This window comes from Planococcus salinarum, from assembly GCF_007004625.1.
GTDB lineage: Bacteria > Bacillota > Bacilli > Bacillales_A > Planococcaceae > Planococcus > Planococcus salinarum.
On record NZ_VIFV01000042.1, the window covers coordinates 1 to 15,858 of the forward strand.

14 protein-coding genes, 1 tRNA gene, 2 rRNA genes, 1 other RNA gene and 1 other annotated feature are annotated in these 15,858 nt (G+C 47.2%); of the genes, 15 read left to right on the forward strand and 3 right to left on the reverse strand.

The window, feature by feature from the left end; all coding sequences use genetic code 11:
- Window positions 1-209 precede the first annotated feature (209 nt).
- From rrf to DIJ65_RS15425, 4 genes are all read left to right on the forward strand, one after another.
- A 5S ribosomal RNA gene (gene rrf / locus DIJ65_RS15410) occupies window positions 210-325 on the forward strand.
- Window positions 326-492: 167 nt separating this feature from the next.
- Window positions 493-969 (forward strand): glutathione peroxidase, encoded by a 477-nt coding sequence (locus DIJ65_RS15415; protein WP_117303711.1) that lies wholly within the window; start codon window positions 493-495, stop codon window positions 967-969.
- A gap of 103 nt (window positions 970-1,072) precedes the next feature.
- Window positions 1,073-2,536 carry an IMP dehydrogenase gene (guaB, locus tag DIJ65_RS15420; RefSeq protein WP_117303709.1) on the forward strand — a complete coding sequence of 488 codons (1,464 nt, stop codon included), beginning with the start codon at window positions 1,073-1,075 and terminating at the stop codon, window positions 2,534-2,536.
- A gap of 160 nt (window positions 2,537-2,696) precedes the next feature.
- Window positions 2,697-4,013, forward strand: a complete 1,317-nt coding sequence (locus tag DIJ65_RS15425) for a serine hydrolase (RefSeq protein ID WP_391527610.1) — start codon at window positions 2,697-2,699, stop codon at window positions 4,011-4,013.
- 17 nt (window positions 4,014-4,030) lie between these two features.
- Here the strand turns inward: DIJ65_RS15425 and pdxR are convergent, their stop codons facing one another.
- On the reverse strand, window positions 4,031-5,449 hold the full coding sequence (pdxR, locus tag DIJ65_RS15430) for a MocR-like pyridoxine biosynthesis transcription factor PdxR (RefSeq protein WP_117303707.1): 1,419 nt from the start codon (window positions 5,447-5,449) through the stop codon (window positions 4,031-4,033).
- Window positions 5,450-5,610: 161 nt separating this feature from the next.
- Window positions 5,611-5,820: a binding site (T-box leader), on the forward strand.
- Between the two features lie 68 nt (window positions 5,821-5,888).
- Here pdxR and serS point away from each other — a divergent pair.
- Complete coding sequence (gene serS / locus DIJ65_RS15435; RefSeq protein ID WP_117303705.1) at window positions 5,889-7,163, forward strand: serine--tRNA ligase; 1,275 nt, start codon at window positions 5,889-5,891, stop codon at window positions 7,161-7,163.
- A 124-nt stretch (window positions 7,164-7,287) separates the two neighbouring features.
- Entirely contained in the window at window positions 7,288-8,166 is an 879-nt protein-coding gene (locus DIJ65_RS15440) for an alpha/beta fold hydrolase (protein WP_117303703.1), read from the forward strand.
- Here DIJ65_RS15440 and tadA read toward each other — a convergent pair.
- Complete coding sequence (gene tadA / locus DIJ65_RS15445; RefSeq protein WP_117303701.1) at window positions 8,161-8,646, reverse strand: tRNA adenosine(34) deaminase TadA; 486 nt, start codon at window positions 8,644-8,646, stop codon at window positions 8,161-8,163. The genes DIJ65_RS15440 and tadA overlap by 6 nt on opposite strands.
- 214 nt (window positions 8,647-8,860) lie before the next feature.
- Between tadA and DIJ65_RS15450 the strand changes: the two genes are divergently transcribed.
- The 3 genes from DIJ65_RS15450 (at window position 8,861) to DIJ65_RS15460 (ending at window position 11,065) form a co-directional block, all read left to right on the forward strand.
- The gene (locus tag DIJ65_RS15450) at window positions 8,861-9,667 is read left to right on the forward strand and encodes a YitT family protein (RefSeq protein WP_230321463.1); all 807 of its coding nucleotides are present in this window, start codon (window positions 8,861-8,863) and stop codon (window positions 9,665-9,667) included.
- A 94-nt stretch (window positions 9,668-9,761) separates the two neighbouring features.
- Complete coding sequence (locus DIJ65_RS15455; protein WP_117303697.1) at window positions 9,762-10,400, forward strand: deoxynucleoside kinase; 639 nt, start codon at window positions 9,762-9,764, stop codon at window positions 10,398-10,400.
- Window positions 10,397-11,065 carry a deoxynucleoside kinase gene (locus DIJ65_RS15460; RefSeq protein WP_117303695.1) on the forward strand — a complete coding sequence of 223 codons (669 nt, stop codon included), beginning with the start codon at window positions 10,397-10,399 and terminating at the stop codon, window positions 11,063-11,065. The genes DIJ65_RS15455 and DIJ65_RS15460 overlap by 4 nt, the downstream gene beginning before the upstream one ends.
- A 565-nt stretch (window positions 11,066-11,630) precedes the next feature.
- Here the strand turns inward: DIJ65_RS15460 and DIJ65_RS15465 are convergent.
- Window positions 11,631-11,723 (reverse strand) — tRNA-Ser (locus tag DIJ65_RS15465).
- Between the two features lie 182 nt (window positions 11,724-11,905).
- Between DIJ65_RS15465 and ffs the strand changes: the two genes are divergently transcribed.
- From ffs to DIJ65_RS15495, 6 genes are all read left to right on the forward strand, one after another.
- An RNA gene (gene ffs / locus DIJ65_RS15470) (signal recognition particle sRNA large type) lies at window positions 11,906-12,171 on the forward strand.
- Between the two features lie 166 nt (window positions 12,172-12,337).
- Window positions 12,338-14,074 carry a DNA polymerase III subunit gamma/tau gene (dnaX, locus tag DIJ65_RS15475; protein WP_117303693.1) on the forward strand — a complete coding sequence of 579 codons (1,737 nt, stop codon included), beginning with the start codon at window positions 12,338-12,340 and terminating at the stop codon, window positions 14,072-14,074.
- Window positions 14,075-14,100: 26 nt separating this feature from the next.
- A complete protein-coding gene (locus tag DIJ65_RS15480; RefSeq protein ID WP_117303691.1) occupies window positions 14,101-14,421 on the forward strand; it encodes a YbaB/EbfC family nucleoid-associated protein in 321 nt (106 codons plus the stop codon).
- Between the two features lie 15 nt (window positions 14,422-14,436).
- A complete protein-coding gene (recR, locus tag DIJ65_RS15485; protein WP_117303689.1) occupies window positions 14,437-15,033 on the forward strand; it encodes a recombination mediator RecR in 597 nt (198 codons plus the stop codon).
- A gap of 15 nt (window positions 15,034-15,048) precedes the next feature.
- Complete coding sequence (locus tag DIJ65_RS15490) at window positions 15,049-15,264, forward strand: YaaL family protein (RefSeq protein WP_117303687.1); 216 nt, start codon at window positions 15,049-15,051, stop codon at window positions 15,262-15,264.
- A 392-nt stretch (window positions 15,265-15,656) separates the two neighbouring features.
- Window positions 15,657-15,858: ribosomal RNA gene (locus DIJ65_RS15495) — 16S ribosomal RNA — on the forward strand; the annotation flags it as partial.

Sequence of the window (15,858 nt, forward strand, 5' to 3'; positions counted from 1 at the left end):
GGTGGAAGCGTGGCGACACGTGCAGCTGACGAATACTAATCGATCGAGGACTTAACCAAAACCAATTTCGTGAACCGCTTTGTGCGCGAATTGTTTCGATGTCGTTTATCCAGTTTTGAAAGAATAAAAAGTTGGCAGGCCGCAAAAAAGGCTTGTAAAACTCGCCAGAGTTGGTATAATAAAACTTGTCTTTCAAATAGAATAGCCAGTCCAGTGACGATGGCAAAGAGGCCACACCCGTTCCCATCCCGAACACGGCAGTTAAGCTCTTTTGCGCCGATGGTAGTTGGGGGTCTCCCCCTGTGAGAGTAGGACGCCGCTGGGCACAAAAAGAAAGGCCGTTACCGCGAAAGCGGTGGCGGCTTTTTTTGTCGTTGGATAACTTTCTTTTGGAGAAGCGAACTGCTGGGGCTTCTAAGTAATTAAAATTCTTATTGCTTGTGTCCCCGCTGTTTAAAATATAATCTTGAAGTAACTCAGGAGGTTGATAAAATGAATTCAATTTACGATTATAAAGTGAAAAATGCACAAGGTGATATGGAATCGCTGGAAAAATTCAAAGGTAAACCGCTGGTTATTGTCAATACGGCAAGTAAATGCGGATTCACCCCGCAATTCGAGGATCTGCAAAAACTTTACGAAGAATATCAGGCAGAGGGACTTCAGATTCTGGGGTTTCCAAGCGCACAATTTAATAACCAGGAATTTGAAAACCAGGAGGAAACAATGGAGTTCTGCCAGTTGAATTATGGCGTGACCTTTCCCATCTTTGCAAAAGTCGATGTAAAAGGAGAAAATGCAGATCCACTATTCAAATATCTGGTCTCATCACAAAAAGGTTTATTAACGGAAGGAATCAAATGGAATTTTACAAAATTCTTGGTGGATAAGGAAGGAAATGTTGTTAAACGTTATGCTCCGCAAACTTCTCCGAAGAAAATTGAAGAAGATTTGCATACTATTCTCTGAACATTAGTCGGAATACTTTTTCTATTTCCGAATTCTTGACACTCCGGGTACCCACTGATAACCTTACAATAATATTTAATAGGAAGCAGGAGGCGTGTCGATAATGTGGGAATCGAAATTTGTAAAAGAGGGTCTGACTTTTGATGATGTATTGCTAGTTCCGGGACATTCGGAAATGTTGCCGAAGGATGCTGATTTATCGGTGGAATTGACCCCGAAATTGAAGCTGAATATCCCGATTGTCAGCGCGGGAATGGATACTGTAACAGAAGCGAAAATGGCAATTGCCATGGCACGCCAAGGCGGTCTTGGTGTCATCCATAAAAATATGAGCATCGAGGAACAAGCCGAACATGTGACGACTGTAAAACGTTCGGAAAATGGCGTTATCACAGACCCTTTCTTTTTGACTCCCGACCATCAAGTGTATGATGCGGAACATTTAATGGGCAAATATCGAATTTCAGGTGTCCCGATTGTCAATAATGAAGAAGATTTGAAATTGGTGGGCATCATTACAAACCGTGATCTCCGGTTTATTCAGGATTATTCCTTGAAAATCAATGATGTCATGACCAAGGAAAAATTGGTGACGGCGCCAGTCGGCACTACACTGGAAGATGCAGAAAAAATTCTTCAGCAATATAAAATCGAAAAATTGCCGATTGTCGATGAAGCAGACATGCTAAAAGGCCTTATCACCATTAAGGATATCGAGAAAGTCATCGAATTTCCGATTGCAGCGAAAGATTTTCATGGCCGCCTTCTTGCTGGAGCAGCAGTGGGAGTTACTTCTGATACATTAAGACGCGTTGAAAAACTTGTGAAAGCGCAAGTGGATGTAGTGGTACTGGACACTGCGCACGGTCATTCGAAGGGCGTTTTGGAGACGGTTAGCGAAATCCGCTCCCAATATCCCGAGCTGACAATCATAGCAGGAAATGTTGCGACAGCAGAAGGAACAAAAGCATTGATAGAAGCAGGTGCGGATGTTGTGAAAGTTGGTATTGGACCTGGTTCCATTTGTACGACACGCGTAGTCGCAGGAGTTGGTGTTCCTCAAATTACCGCAGTTTATGATTGTGCAACAGAAGCGCGGAAACACGGTAAAACGATTATCGCCGATGGCGGCATCAAGTATTCGGGTGATATCATTAAAGCTCTTGCTGCCGGCGGACATGCCGTTATGCTCGGCAGCCTTCTTGCCGGAACAACTGAAAGCCCGGGAGAAACTGAAATCTTCCAGGGCCGCCGCTTTAAAACTTATCGCGGAATGGGCTCCATCGCTTCGATGGAAAAAGGATCGAAAGACCGTTATTTCCAGGACGAAGCGAAAAAACTGGTGCCGGAAGGGATTGAAGGAAGGCTGCCGTACAAAGGGCCGCTTACCGATACGATCCATCAATTGCTTGGTGGCGTCCGTGCAGGAATGGGCTATTGCGGAACGAAAGATTTGGAAGCACTGCGCAATGAAGCACAGTTTATCCGCATGACAGGAGCAGGACTGCGGGAGAGCCATCCGCATGATGTGCAAATAACGAAAGAATCGCCAAACTACTCAATTTAATGAAATCTGAACCTTTTAGCACTCCTTTTCACCTTTATCCGGTGGGAAAGAGTGCTTTTTGCATATTTTTATTTCAGGACATTAATAATATGATAGAATAGCATGGGGAAACAGAAAAATGGAGGTATAGAGAGATTTGAAGAACGCTTTTAAGATGACTATGTTGCTAACAGTATTGACTTTATTTATGACGACTATTATCGTTCCGCAACAGGCAAACGCGAACGAATCATTGAATATACTGGCAGATGCCGCTATTTTGGTGGATGCTGAAAGTGGAAAAATTCTCTACGAACAAAATGCTGACACGCCGCTTGGTGTCGCAAGCATGACGAAAATGATGACGGAATACCTGCTTTTTGAAGCAATTGAAGATGGACGGATTACTTGGGATCAGCAATACAGTGTGACTGATTTTACATACCAGATTTCTCAGGACAGAGCGCTCAGCAATGTTCCGCTTCGTGCTGATGGAACTTATTCCATTAAGGAATTATATGAAGCTTTGGCAATTTATTCAGCCAATGCGGCCACAATCGGAATTGCTGAAACGATTGCCGGAACCGAAGGCGAATTTGTTCGGTTAATGAATAAAAAAGCTGAAGAAATGGGACTGGAAGATACAAAATTCGTCAACTCGACTGGATTGAATAATGCCGATTTGAAAGGCATGCATCCGGAAGGCACTGGAGAAACCGACGAAAACGTCATGCCTGCCCGTTCGGTAGCGAAATTGGCGAAAGCGTTGATGGATGATTATCCGGAAGTGCTTGAAACAACGAGTATCGCCAAAGCGGTTTTCCGTGACGGCACGGATGACAAAACGGATATGCCAAACTGGAATTTCATGCTGCCAGGTTTGGTTTATGAATACGAAGGTATGGATGGATTAAAAACAGGCACGACCAATTTTGCCGGACATTCTTTCACTGGAACAGCGAAACGCGGAGATGTCCGTTTGATCACTGTGGTAATGAAAGCTGTGGACAGTGAAGGCGTCGGTTCTTATAAAGCTCGTTTTGACGCTACCCGGGCATTAATGGATTACGGTTTCGGACAATTTACAAAACAGGAAATCGTTCCTGCCGGTTATCAATTTGAAGATCAGCAAACTTTGCCGGTTTCAAAAGGTAAAGAAGATCAAGTCAATATCGCTGTTAAGGACCCGATTACCATGATGGTCCGCTCAAGCGAAAAAGATGCATATGTACCTCAACTAGTGATTGATGAGTCTTTACTCGACAATGGCAAACTTGAAGCATCAATCGAAAAAGACCAGGTGGTCGGAACTGTTAACCTTACCAAGGAATCAGGCTCCGATTATGGCTATCTGGAAGGATCAGCGAGCGGCGTGGAAGTCATCACTACTGAAAGTGTTGAGCGCGCAAACTGGTTTGCCCTTTCCCTGCAGGCAGTTGGAAGCTTCTTCTCTACAATGTGGACTGGCGCAGTTGATTTTATAAAAGGCCTATTTTAAACAGAAGCAGTTCATCCTTAATCAGATGAACTGCTTTTTGTTTTGCTGATTTCCCAGCTCGCCATGAGTTTATGGATGCCTTCTTCGATCTGCTGTTCTGACAGGCCGCCAAAACCGATAACGATGCGGGGCGAGGGGCTTTCGGATTTTTCCACATCATAAGAGTGCAATCCGAAAACCCGGATGCCAGTCATTTTTGCCCGTTCAATCAATTGTTTTTCGCTGAACGGGGTTTGCACTGTCAAAACTACGTGCATACCGGCTTGTTCCCCTGAAATTTTAACCGCTGGTGAAAATAAAGCCAATGCAGCCGTCAAACATTCGAGTTTCTTTTTATACAATTTGCGCATGCGGTTGAGGTGTCTTGAAAAATGCCCTTCTTTCATGAATTGGGCCACGATCTGCTGATCTAGCCTTGGCACGGAAGACGAGTAATGGAGAAAGGTTTTATTGTACTCAAGCAGCAGTGTTTTGGGCAATACCATGTAAGCGATCCTCAGGGACGGCATCAGTGATTTTGAAAAGGTGCTGATGTAGATGACCCGGCCGCTCAGGTCCATGCTTTGCAGGGCGGGAATCGGCCGGCTGGTGTAGCGAAATTCACTGTCGTAATCGTCTTCGATGATGTAACGGTCGGATTTGGCCGTCGCCCAGTTCAATAATTGGGCACGCCGGGTCGCACTCAAGACGGATCCTGTTGGAAATTGGTGGGAAGGAGTCACGTATGCCACATCCACCGGGGACGCTTCCAGTTCTCCGACGTTGATGCCCTCTTCGTCAATGGGAATCGGCAGCGACTGGCGGTCATGATGGCTGAAAATACTGTGTGTCAGTGCATAACCCGGATTTTCAAAACCAAAAATCAGGTTTTTGTTGAGCAGGCGGATCAGTAGCGGCATCAATTGTTCAGTCCCTGAACCGATAATGATCTGATTTGCCTGGCATACAACCCCGCGGGACTGGAACAAGTAGCGGGCAATTTCCTGCCGCAGCATATCATCGCCCTGCGGGTGGCCGGCCAGCAGGAATTCCCCGTTCGATTCATCAATGACTTCTTTGGCTAATTTGCGCCAAGTGGAAAAGGGGAAGGAAGGGGTATCAATCTGCGCCGGATTAAAATCAAACTGGTAGTCGATCTTTTCGGGTATGACCGGCTCTTCCTGTGGCAAATCCAGGTATGCGAGTTCTTCGACGGCCTGGGCGTAATAGCCTTTGCGGGGACGGGACTCGATAAAACCTTCCGCAACAAGCTGGCCATATGCCAGTTCGACGGTCGTTTGGCTGATATCCAGGAATTCCGCCAACTTCCGTTTACTCGGTAACTTGGTCTCGACCGAGATTTTTCCGCTGATAATCGCCTGCTTTATTTCCGTGTAAAGTTGCTTGTATATTGGGGTTGCACTGCTTTTTTTCAATTGGAACATGAGCATGTCCATAATAATTCCTCCGAACTGGTATCTTTGTTTTCCGATATTTTACTGCTTTAGGAAGGGTCACTGTAAGTATAACGGAAAAGGAAGGTTTGGACCAAATTGCGTTAAACCGCCGTCCTCTTGCCAAAAGGGAGAGATTATAGTAAAGTATGATTAATTTAAAAGAAGAAACGTAGATGGGAATTAGTAAAACGTCTGTTTTTCCAAAGAGAGCCGGTGGGTGGTGCGAACCGGTGAAAAACGCGTTTGAATCCACCCCGGAGTTGCATGGCGACATAAGCCATTGCCGGTTTTAATGCCGTTATGTGATGAAGAGAACCGGCGATTTTTGCCGGTTAATCAGGGTGGCAACGCGGGTAGCTCTCGTCCCTTTACCAGGGATGTGGGCTATTTTTGTTGTCTTTTTTTCCATTTGCGCCAAATTACAAAGGAGGAATTTATCATGTTGGACATCCGATTTGTACGGGAAAATTTTGAAGAAGTGAAGAGCAAGTTAGGGAAACGGGGCGAGGATATTTCTGTCCTGGAAGATTTTCAGCCGCTTGATGCCAAGCGCCGGGAATTGATTGCGCAGACGGAGAAGTTGAAAGCCGAGCGCAACGAAGCTTCACAGAACATTGCGGCCATGAAGCGCAATAAAGAAAATGCCGATGAAGCGATCGCCAAAACGCGCGAAGTGGGCGATCAGATTAAGAAAATCGACGACGAATTGCGCGAGGTCGAAGAACGACTGAATTTCATCATGGTGCGCGTGCCGAATATTCCGCACGACAGTGTGCCGCTTGGTGATTCTGAAGATGATAACGAAGAAATCCGCACATGGGGCGACAAGCCGGAATTCGGCTACGAAGCGAAACCGCATTGGGATATTGCGACAGATTTGAACATCGTCGATTTTGAACGTGCGGCGAAAGTGACGGGCAGCCGGTTTGTTTTCTATCGCGGACTGGGCGCACGCCTCGAGCGCGCGTTGATCAATTTCATGATGGATCTGCACCAGGAAGAACATGATTATGAAGAGATGCTGCCACCGTATCTCGTTAACCGCGAAAGTTTGACGGGGACAGGGCAATTGCCGAAGTTCGAAGAAGACGCATTCCTCATCGAAAAAGAGGATTATTTCCTCATCCCGACTTCTGAAGTGCCGGTGACGAACTTCTACCGCGATGAAATCCTGACGGGTGAGATGCTGCCGCAGGCGTTCGCTTCTTACAGCGCCAATTTCCGCTCTGAAGCGGGTTCTGCGGGCCGCGACACCCGTGGATTGATTCGGCAGCACCAATTCAACAAAGTCGAGCTTGTGCGCTTTGTGAAGCCGGAAGAGTCTTATGACGAGCTGGAGAAATTAACGGGCCACGCAGAGAAAGTGCTTCAATTATTGGAGCTCCCTTACCGCGTCCTGAAAATGTGCACAGCGGACCTTGGATTTACCGCAGCGAAGAAATACGATATCGAAGTATGGATCCCAAGCCAGGAAACGTACCGCGAAATTTCTTCTTGCAGTAACTTCGAAGATTTCCAGGCAAGACGCGCCAACATCAAGTTCCGCCGCGAAGCAGGCGGCAAGCCGGAATTCGTCCACACTTTGAACGGCAGTGGACTGGCTGTCGGGCGGACTGTTGCGGCTTTGCTTGAAAACTTCCAGCAGGAAGACGGCTCTGTCCGCATTCCGGAAGTGCTGCGTCCTTATATGGGCGGTAAAGAATTCATCAAATAAACAAAGAAAGCCCCGTAAGCATTTTGCTTGCGGGGCTTTTCTGCTATTCGTCCAAAAAGTGAGTTGATTTCATTGATTCGGGAACGGGTATGGATAACGAGAAGAGTTGAAGGGAGTTTTTGATGTGGACAATCTTTCATTCCAATCGATTGAAACAAATGATGTGTTGTTGCATACGGCTGTGGCGGGTCCGGAAGACGGCCCCCTGGTGATTCTGCTTCACGGCTTTCCGGAATTCTGGTATGGCTGGAAGCATCAGATCGGCGCTTTGGCCGAGCAGGGCTACCGGGTGATGGCACCGGATCAGCGGGGCTATAATTTGAGCAGCAAGCCGCAGGGAGCAGAAAATTACACGTTGGATGATTTGCGGGATGACATCGCCGGTCTGATCGAACAGAGCGGGAAGGAGAAGGCGGTTGTCATCGGGCATGATTGGGGAGGAGCGGTCGCCTGGCATCTTGCTGCGACAAAGCCGCAACTGGTGGAGAAGCTGATTGCCATCAATATTCCGCATCCGCAGGCTGTGCCCCGTGTGATGAAGCGCAATCCGCTGCAATGGGTGAAGAGTTCCTACATGATTTATTTCCAAATACCGAAGCTGCCGGAAGGGATGATGGCGGCAGAAGACTTCAATGTAATGAAACAGGCAATGGGCGGAACCAGCCGGAAAAGCGCTTTTTCCGGGGAAGACTTTGAACGCTACGGAAATGCCTGGGGACAGCCGTGTGCGCTTACCGGCATGCTGAACTGGTACCGTGCGCTGCCAAAGGGCAGTTTCCGCCAAACAACGAACACAAAAGTCGAAGTACCGGTAAGGATCCTGTGGGGAGTCGGGGACCAATTCCTGTCGCGTCAACTGGCGAAGGAAAGCCTGAATTTCTGCACGGCAGGCGAGCTTGTTTTCATCGGGCAGGCGACCCACTGGGTGCATCACGAACAGCCGCTGATTGTGAATCGGCTGATCCTGGAATTTTTGGACAAAGAAAAAACGGAAGCGTTATAGCAGCTTCCGCTTTTTCTTTGTCTCCCGCAGATCCCGGAAGAATTGGCTAAGCAGTCCTCCGCATTCATCTGCCAGCACATTTTCTTTTACGTCGCATTGATGGTTAAAGCGTTCATCGTTCAATAACCTGTAGAGCGAATCGACGCAACCGGCTTTCGGGTCGCGTGCGCCGTAGACCACTCTCGGAATCCGTGATTGCAGAATGGCACCTGCACACATCGGACAAGGCTCTAACGTTACATAAAGGATAGTGTTTTCCAGACGCCAGTTATCGAGTACTTCGCAGGCCTCTTGGATTGCCATCAATTCTGCATGCGTGACGGCGTTCCGACTCGTTTCGCGGAGATTGTGGGCGCGTGCAATGACGTTGCCATCATGAACGATGACAGCGCCAATAGGCACTTCACCTTTTGCTCCGGCTTTATTCGCTTCTTCTATCGCCAACCTCATAAAATGCTGATCCAGTTCTATGCCGTTCATATTGCATCTCTCCTTAAGCTCAGTTTAGCATCTTTCGTCAAATTGGGGCATACAGTCTTTCAATCAAAGGGCGACAAATAGAATAATGAAGATTAAAATAAACAAAAAGGAATATGGTAAGGAGACCAATCCAGTGAAAAAAGAGACCGGAAAAGGAAATAAAAAAGAACATAAAAAAGAAACAATAGCCCACCTGTTGCGCAGGTATATCGCCATGACGATTGGAGCAACGATGGCTGCGGCTTCAATTGAGCTATTTTTGGTTCCCAACTCCATTATTGATGGCGGCATTATAGGTGTTTCATTGATCCTGGATTATTTGACCGATTTGCCTTTTGGTATTTTGCTGGTCGTTATCAACTTGCCTTTCCTGTTTTTCGGCTATAAGCATATCGGACGGAACTTTTTTATTTCTTCTATTTTTTCAATTGTTACATTAGCGGTTGTCGAGGTGCCAATGCACAGATTTAAACCTTTTGTTGATGATCCTCTATTGGCCACGGTTTTCGGAGGTTTGCTTTTGGGAGCGGGCGTAGGAATTGTCATCCGCAACGGAGGCGCCCTCGATGGCACAGAGATTCTTGGAATCCTATTGAGCAGGAAACTGCCTTTTTCTGTTGGGGAATTCGTCATGTTCGCCAATATTTTCATCTTCAGCTGGGCCGGTTTTGTGTTGGGCTGGCAGCAGGCGATGTATTCAATTTTGACTTATTATATCGCGTCGAGAACCATCGACGCCGTGATTCAGGGGTTGAATGACACGAAATCCATCATCATTGTTTCGGATGAATACGAAGAGCTTGGCCAGGCGATCAAAGACCGGCTTGGAAGGAGCATCACGAAGCTTCACGGCAAAGGCGGCTACAATGAAAATGAGAAGGATGTTATTTATGTGGTCGTAACACGACTGGAAATTTCAAAATTGAAGCAGGTCGTCCACGACATTGATCCAAAGGCATTTTTGACCATTATGAGCACCCAGGAAGTCCATGGAGGAACTTTTAAAGCACCCATCCATTAATTTGGCGGGTGCTTTTTGCCTCTACTTTTCAACCTGTGTCTATGGTAAAATTAAGGTCATCGAACGTACATGAAAAGAAAAAGGGGGGCTTCGGATGCCGGTGCCATTTATCACGGTAGAAGGGCCGATTGGCGTGGGGAAAACATCGCTGAGCAAGGCGATTGCTGATCAGAATCAATTCAAATTATTAAAGGAAATAGTAGACGAAAATCCGTTTTTAAATAAATTCTATGAAGACATCGAAGAATGGAGCTTCCAGACGGAAATGTTTTTTCTTTGCAACCGCTATAAGCAGTTGACCGATATACAGAAAAAATTCATTTCGAACCGCGAATCGGTAGTAGCCGATTACCATATCTTCAAGAACCTCATTTTCGCAAAGCGCACTTTGCCGCCTGAAGAATATGCGAAATACGAGGAGATCTACAAAATCCTTACGGCTGATATGCCAAAACCGAATATGGTCATTTACCTGCACGCCAGCCTCGATACTCTGATGAAACGGATTAAGCTCCGTGGCCGGGAATTCGAACAGCTGATCTCAGCGGATTACATGGAGAAGCTTGCGGCCGATTACCATGACTTCATTGAGCATTTCGAGCGCACACATCCTGAAATCCCTGTTCTCCGTTTTAACGGCGATGAAATAGATTTTGTTCAAAACAAAGCTGATCTGCAGCTGATCCTCTCCAAAGTGGACGACACCCTGGAAAAAAGGAGCTTAACGATATGAATTTACGTGAAAAACATGGTATTCCGGCGAATGCGGTCATCACCGTTGCAGGAACAGTCGGCGTCGGCAAATCGACGATGACAAAAGCGTTGTCCGATGCGCTTCAATTCCGCACTTCTTTCGAAAAAGTGGACTCCAATCCTTACCTGGATTTATTTTATGATGATTTTGAAAAATGGAGCTTCCATTTGCAGATTTACTTCCTCGCGGAACGCTTCAAGGAGCAAAAGCGCATGTTCGAATATGGCGGGGGCTTTATCCAGGACCGGTCGATTTACGAAGATACCGGTATCTTCGCCAAGATGCACTGGGAAAAAGGCACGATGAACAATGTTGATTACGAAACTTATACGAATCTTTTCGAAGCAATGGTGATGACGCCTTATTTCCCACATCCGGATTTGCTGATTTACCTGGAAGGTTCAATCGATGACATCATTGGGCGCATCCATGAACGCGGTCGCCAGATGGAGCAGCAGACTCCCATTGACTATTGGGTCGAGATGCACCAGCGCTATGAAAACTGGATCAACACATTCAATGGCTGTCCGGTACTGCGCCTGAACATCAATGATTACGACTTGATGAAAGATCCGGAATGCTCGGAACAGATCGTTGAACGAATCGGAAACTTCATGCAGCAGGCTTTGGTGCTGCGCAAATAAAGCGAAAAACCGTGAGCGATGGACAACATCGCTCACGGTTTTTTCTTGTTCTGGCTCCAGCGGCCCAGCTCTTCGGGTCATAAGCCGTATCAGCCGCGGCAAAGAACGCCACTCCGGAAGTTCATCAAACCCTTAATGCTCCTGTCTCTGCATCGCTTCGCTAGCTTCGAGACATAAAAGTGCGTTGCAGCGCTTCGCTAGCTTCGTCGCAAAGAGATGGCCCAAATTACATTTGGGCCATCTCTTGCCTGTCAGAGCTTAACGGGCGCTGTCGCTTTTCGTTGTCCAGACTCCAACGGCCAACTCCTCGAGACGTAAGCCACTTTGGCTATGCGGCTGAAAAGATGCCGCTTCGCCAAATCGTCTTACGCTTGTCGGAGCTGAGCGGCCGTTTCCGCTTTTCGTTATTTCCCGGGAAATATAAAAGAGGCTTCCCGTAAGGAAAGCCTCTTGAAAAGTTAATAATTAATCGAATCGAAATTTTCAGTCACATATGGGTTAAGAAAAATTCGTTACTTTCGTAACGAATCCAATCTCGAATTTATATGCGCGTAAATTCAAAAAATGGAGGAGGAAGAGGGATTCGAACCCCCGCGGGATTTGACTCCCCTGTCGGTTTTCAAGACCGATCCCTTCAGCCAAACTTGGGTATTCCTCCGTATCAGACAAGAATTAATTTAACACGGATCAATAAAAGCTGTCAACACTTTCGGTTAAACTTTTGACATGCCGGCCATTTTTCTTTCCCAAAGTTGTTTTGCTGCCATTCTTTAAAACATTTTTGATGGATGAAACCTTTCGGATTGATTTTTTCCCAATTAATTCGTATACTAGTAAATGCCGTGCTAGGTGGGGAGGTAGCGGTGCCCTATAACCTGCAATCCGCTCCAGCAGGACTGAATTCCTTTCCGAGGCTGTTTGCATGTAAGGCCTGCCTCATGCACGTAGTGTTGACATCTGGGTCCTGCGCAATGGGAACCCATGAACCATGTCAGGTCCGGAAGGAAGCAGCATTAAGTGGAACTTCTTATGTGCCGCGGGATCGCCTAGATCGAGCCAGCGACATGGGTAACGCTTGTGTGCAGCAGTCAAAGAAAGGTGCACGGCATTAAATTTATAATCAGGACCTGTCCGCTCTTCTGAGCAGGCAGGTTTTTTGTTTTTGTTTTTCATTTCGGCAACCGAAAGCCGTCCGAAAACCTTAAGAAAGGGACCCATTTTATGATATAATGGAAGGACGACAAACATATTTTTAAAAAGGAGAGAAAACCGTTGGCGTATCAAGCTTTTTACCGTGTATACAGACCCCAGTCCTTTTCAGAAATGACCGGTCAGGTGCATGTCAAACAAACCCTTCAAAATGCTCTCCTTTACAATAAGACGACCCATGCTTACCTCTTCTCAGGCCCACGCGGTACAGGGAAGACAAGTGCGGCAAAGATTTTTGCCAAAGCGTTGAATTGCGAAAGGGCGCCGGTCGCTGAACCCTGCAATGAATGCTCTTCTTGCCTGAGCATCATGGAAGGGTCCAATACCGATGTCATCGAATTTGATGCGGCTTCCAATTCCCGTGTGGAAGAAATGCGGGAAATCATCGAAAAGGTCCGCTTCTCCCCGGCAAATTCACGATTCAAGATTTATATCATCGATGAAGTGCACATGTTATCCAACAGTGCCTTTAATGCGTTGCTGAAAACATTGGAAGAACCGCCGGAACATGTGGTGTTCATCCTGGCGACCACCGAGCCCCATAAATTGCCGCTGACAATCATTTCCCGGTGCCAGCGCTTTGACTTTAAGTCGCATACGCAGGCGGATATCGTCCTGCGTATGGTGGAAGTTCTGAACGATGCAGAAATTTCATATAATGAACAAGTGCTGAAAATCATTGCGCAGGCGGCCGCCGGCGGAATGCGGGATGCCCTGAGTCTGCTTGATCAGGTGGTGTCCTTCAGTGGAGACGAAATGACCGTCGAAGATGCGCTGCTCGTAACAGGTTCGATCAGCCAGGATATGTTTTATGATATTGCAGAAGCGCTGCTTGCGAAAGATATCGGGCAGGCTTTGACCCTATTGGAGCAATTGGTGCGCGACGGCAAGGATCCGGTACGGCTGGTGGAGGATTTCATCACGTTTTTCCGCGATCTCCTGCTGATCCAAACAGCTCCGGATCTGCACGATATGCTGGAACTGGCCAGCCATGAAAGCCGTTTTGAAGAGTTGGCGCAACGATTCGAACCGGCAACGCTCTATCTCTGGATCGACATCATGACCAAGACCCAGCAGGAAATGCGCTTCTCCAACCATACGAAAATCTATATGGAGACGGCTTTGCTGAAAATGGTACAGGCGGATGCACCGGTAAAGGCCTCGACGTCGGCGGCAGCTTCGCCTGAGTTGGAAGCGAAAGTAACCGTGCTCGAACAGCTTGTCCGCGAATTACAGGAGCAGCTGAAAAATGGCGGCGTGGCAGCTTCAGCGCCAACCCAGACCGAACAGAAAAAGCGCCAGCGGGTGCAGAGCGGGTTCAAAATTCCGACCGGCCGCATCCAGGAAGTGCTGAAAAATGCCACGAAACCGGATATCCAGGCTATCAAAACGAATTGGGCCACGGTCATGGGCCAGCTCCAGAGATCCCATTCGGCTTTATTGAATGAAGCGGAGCCGGTAGCGGCATCAAGTGATGCATTTGTGTTAAAATTCAAGTATGATATTCATTGCCAGATGGCATCGGAAAACCAGACTTTTGCAGCGGCGTTCAGCCAGTTGCTTGAGCAGTATACCGGGAAAGCATATACACCGGTTTACGTTCCGGATGCAGGATGGCTGAAAATCCGTGAAGAATTCATTAAAAACAGCGGATTGAAAGCGGGCAATGAAGACAAACAGGCGGAGCCTAAAGAAGAAAATCCGTTTTCCCAGGAAGGCGCTGCAGCGGAAGAAGATCCGTTCATCGCTGAAGCGGAGCGGCTTTTCGGAAAAGATTTCGTCGAAATTCATGAAGACTGACAAAAACATATTAGGAGGAAACAATTATGCGCGGTGGCGGAAATATGCAAGGTATGATGAAACAGATGCAGAAAATGCAAAAAGAGATGGCAGTAGCTCAGGAAGAACTTGGGACAATGAAATTTGATGGAGCAGCTGGCGGCGGGATGGTTAAAGTCACTGTTTCCGGACATAAAGAAGTTTTGGACATCACATTGGATCCATCAGTAGTCGATCCGGAAGATGTGGAAATGCTGCAGGATCTGTTGGTAGTTGCAACAAACGAGGCATTCAAGAAAGCGGACGACCACGCGAATTCCACAATGGGGAAATTCACGAAAGGCTTGAATATCCCAGGAATGATGTAGTAGGAGGCAATAATTATGCATTACCCGGAACCCATATCAAAATTAATGGAGAGCTTTATGAAATTGCCAGGGATTGGGCCGAAAACAGCGGCCCGTCTGGCATTTTTTGTGCTTGGAATGAAAGAGGACACGGTGCTTGATTTTGCGAAGGCGCTCGTCGATGCAAAACGGAATCTGAGCTTCTGCTCTGTTTGCGGCCACATTACCGATGTGGATCCCTGCCACATTTGCCAGGACCAGAAACGCGACCGTACAACAATCTGCGTAGTCCAAGATCCGAAAGACGTGATCGCCATGGAAAAAATGCGCGATTACACCGGTTTGTATCATGTGCTGCAAGGAGCGATTTCTCCGATGGAAGGAATCGGTCCGGAAGATATCAACGTACCGTCCTTGCTGAAGCGCTTGCAGGATGAACAGGTGGAAGAATTGATTCTGGCGACCAACCCGACCATTGAAGGCGAAGCGACGGCAATGTATATTTCCCGGCTGGTCAGGCCTTCGGGAATCAAAACAACACGGATTGCCCACGGCTTACCGGTAGGCGGAGACCTGGAGTATGCGGATGAAGTGACGTTGTCGAAAGCGCTTGAAGGCCGGCGTGAGTTATAAAGAGGAGATCAACAGATGATTTTTTCAAGAAAAGGTAAATTAAAAAAAGAGTTTGACGAACAGTTGATCTCGCAGTTCTTCGATGCGAAGCAGGAGCTGCAAGTGGCGAAGAAAATGGAAGAAATGTCCGACGATTATGATTTGTATATAATTGCTAAACGAAAAATTGCCGAGAGTAAACAGTTGTTTCTTTTAAAGGAAGCAAGGATTCGTGAAGTGAAAATCAAGTGAAGACAGAGGTTTTTATAACTCTGCCTTCACTTTTCTTTTTCCGCTTATTATAGAAGGAAAATGAAAAGAGAGTAGAATACTTTTTAAATATAATTTTATTTGGGAAATCCATTGACACATACCAGATGATGCTTTAGTATATTAGAAGTCGTCAAGAACGACGGCAAACATGAACCTTGAAAACTGAACAGCAAAACGTCAACGAAAGACGTCACGAGCGCCTTGGCGCGAGAACGGCTTTTGCGATGGTCGCCTTCGGGCGATCGGAGCACCGCCTTCGAACTACTCGGGTTCGTGACTTAACTTACTGATCAGCATTCGTGCAGATCAAAGCGAATCGTTCGTCTTCGGACGGCGATGCGCCAGCAGTATTGAGCAATCAACACTACTCTATAATGGAGAGTTTGATCCTGGCTCAGGACGAACGCTGGCGGCATGCCTAATACATGCAAGTCGAGCGGAACCTGTGGAGCTTGCTCCACTGGTTCAGCGGCGGACGGGTGAGTAACACGTGGGCAACCTGCCCTGCAGATCGGGATAACTCCGGGAAACCGGTGCTAATACCGAATAGTTTGCGGCCTCTCCTGAGGCTGC

Excerpts from the sequence above, each read along its gene's own strand:
- guaB (WP_117303709.1), top strand. The coding sequence starts at position 1,073 with ATGTGGGAATCGAAATTTGTAAAAGAGGGTCTGACTTTTGATGATGTA.
- DIJ65_RS15415 (WP_117303711.1), top strand. The coding sequence starts at position 493 with ATGAATTCAATTTACGATTATAAAGTGAAAAATGCACAAGGTGATATG.
- serS (WP_117303705.1), top strand. The coding sequence starts at position 5,889 with ATGTTGGACATCCGATTTGTACGGGAAAATTTTGAAGAAGTGAAGAGC.
- DIJ65_RS15490 (WP_117303687.1), top strand. The coding sequence starts at position 15,049 with ATGATTTTTTCAAGAAAAGGTAAATTAAAAAAAGAGTTTGACGAACAG.
- pdxR (WP_117303707.1), bottom strand. The coding sequence starts at position 5,449 with ATGGACATGCTCATGTTCCAATTGAAAAAAAGCAGTGCAACCCCAATA.
- DIJ65_RS15460 (WP_117303695.1), top strand. The coding sequence starts at position 10,397 with ATGAATTTACGTGAAAAACATGGTATTCCGGCGAATGCGGTCATCACC.
- DIJ65_RS15425 (WP_391527610.1), top strand. The coding sequence starts at position 2,697 with ATGTTGCTAACAGTATTGACTTTATTTATGACGACTATTATCGTTCCG.
- DIJ65_RS15455 (WP_117303697.1), top strand. The coding sequence starts at position 9,762 with ATGCCGGTGCCATTTATCACGGTAGAAGGGCCGATTGGCGTGGGGAAA.
- DIJ65_RS15480 (WP_117303691.1), top strand. The coding sequence starts at position 14,101 with ATGCGCGGTGGCGGAAATATGCAAGGTATGATGAAACAGATGCAGAAA.
- DIJ65_RS15450 (WP_230321463.1), top strand. The coding sequence starts at position 8,861 with ATGACGATTGGAGCAACGATGGCTGCGGCTTCAATTGAGCTATTTTTG.
- recR (WP_117303689.1), top strand. The coding sequence starts at position 14,437 with ATGCATTACCCGGAACCCATATCAAAATTAATGGAGAGCTTTATGAAA.
- tadA (WP_117303701.1), bottom strand. The coding sequence starts at position 8,646 with ATGAACGGCATAGAACTGGATCAGCATTTTATGAGGTTGGCGATAGAA.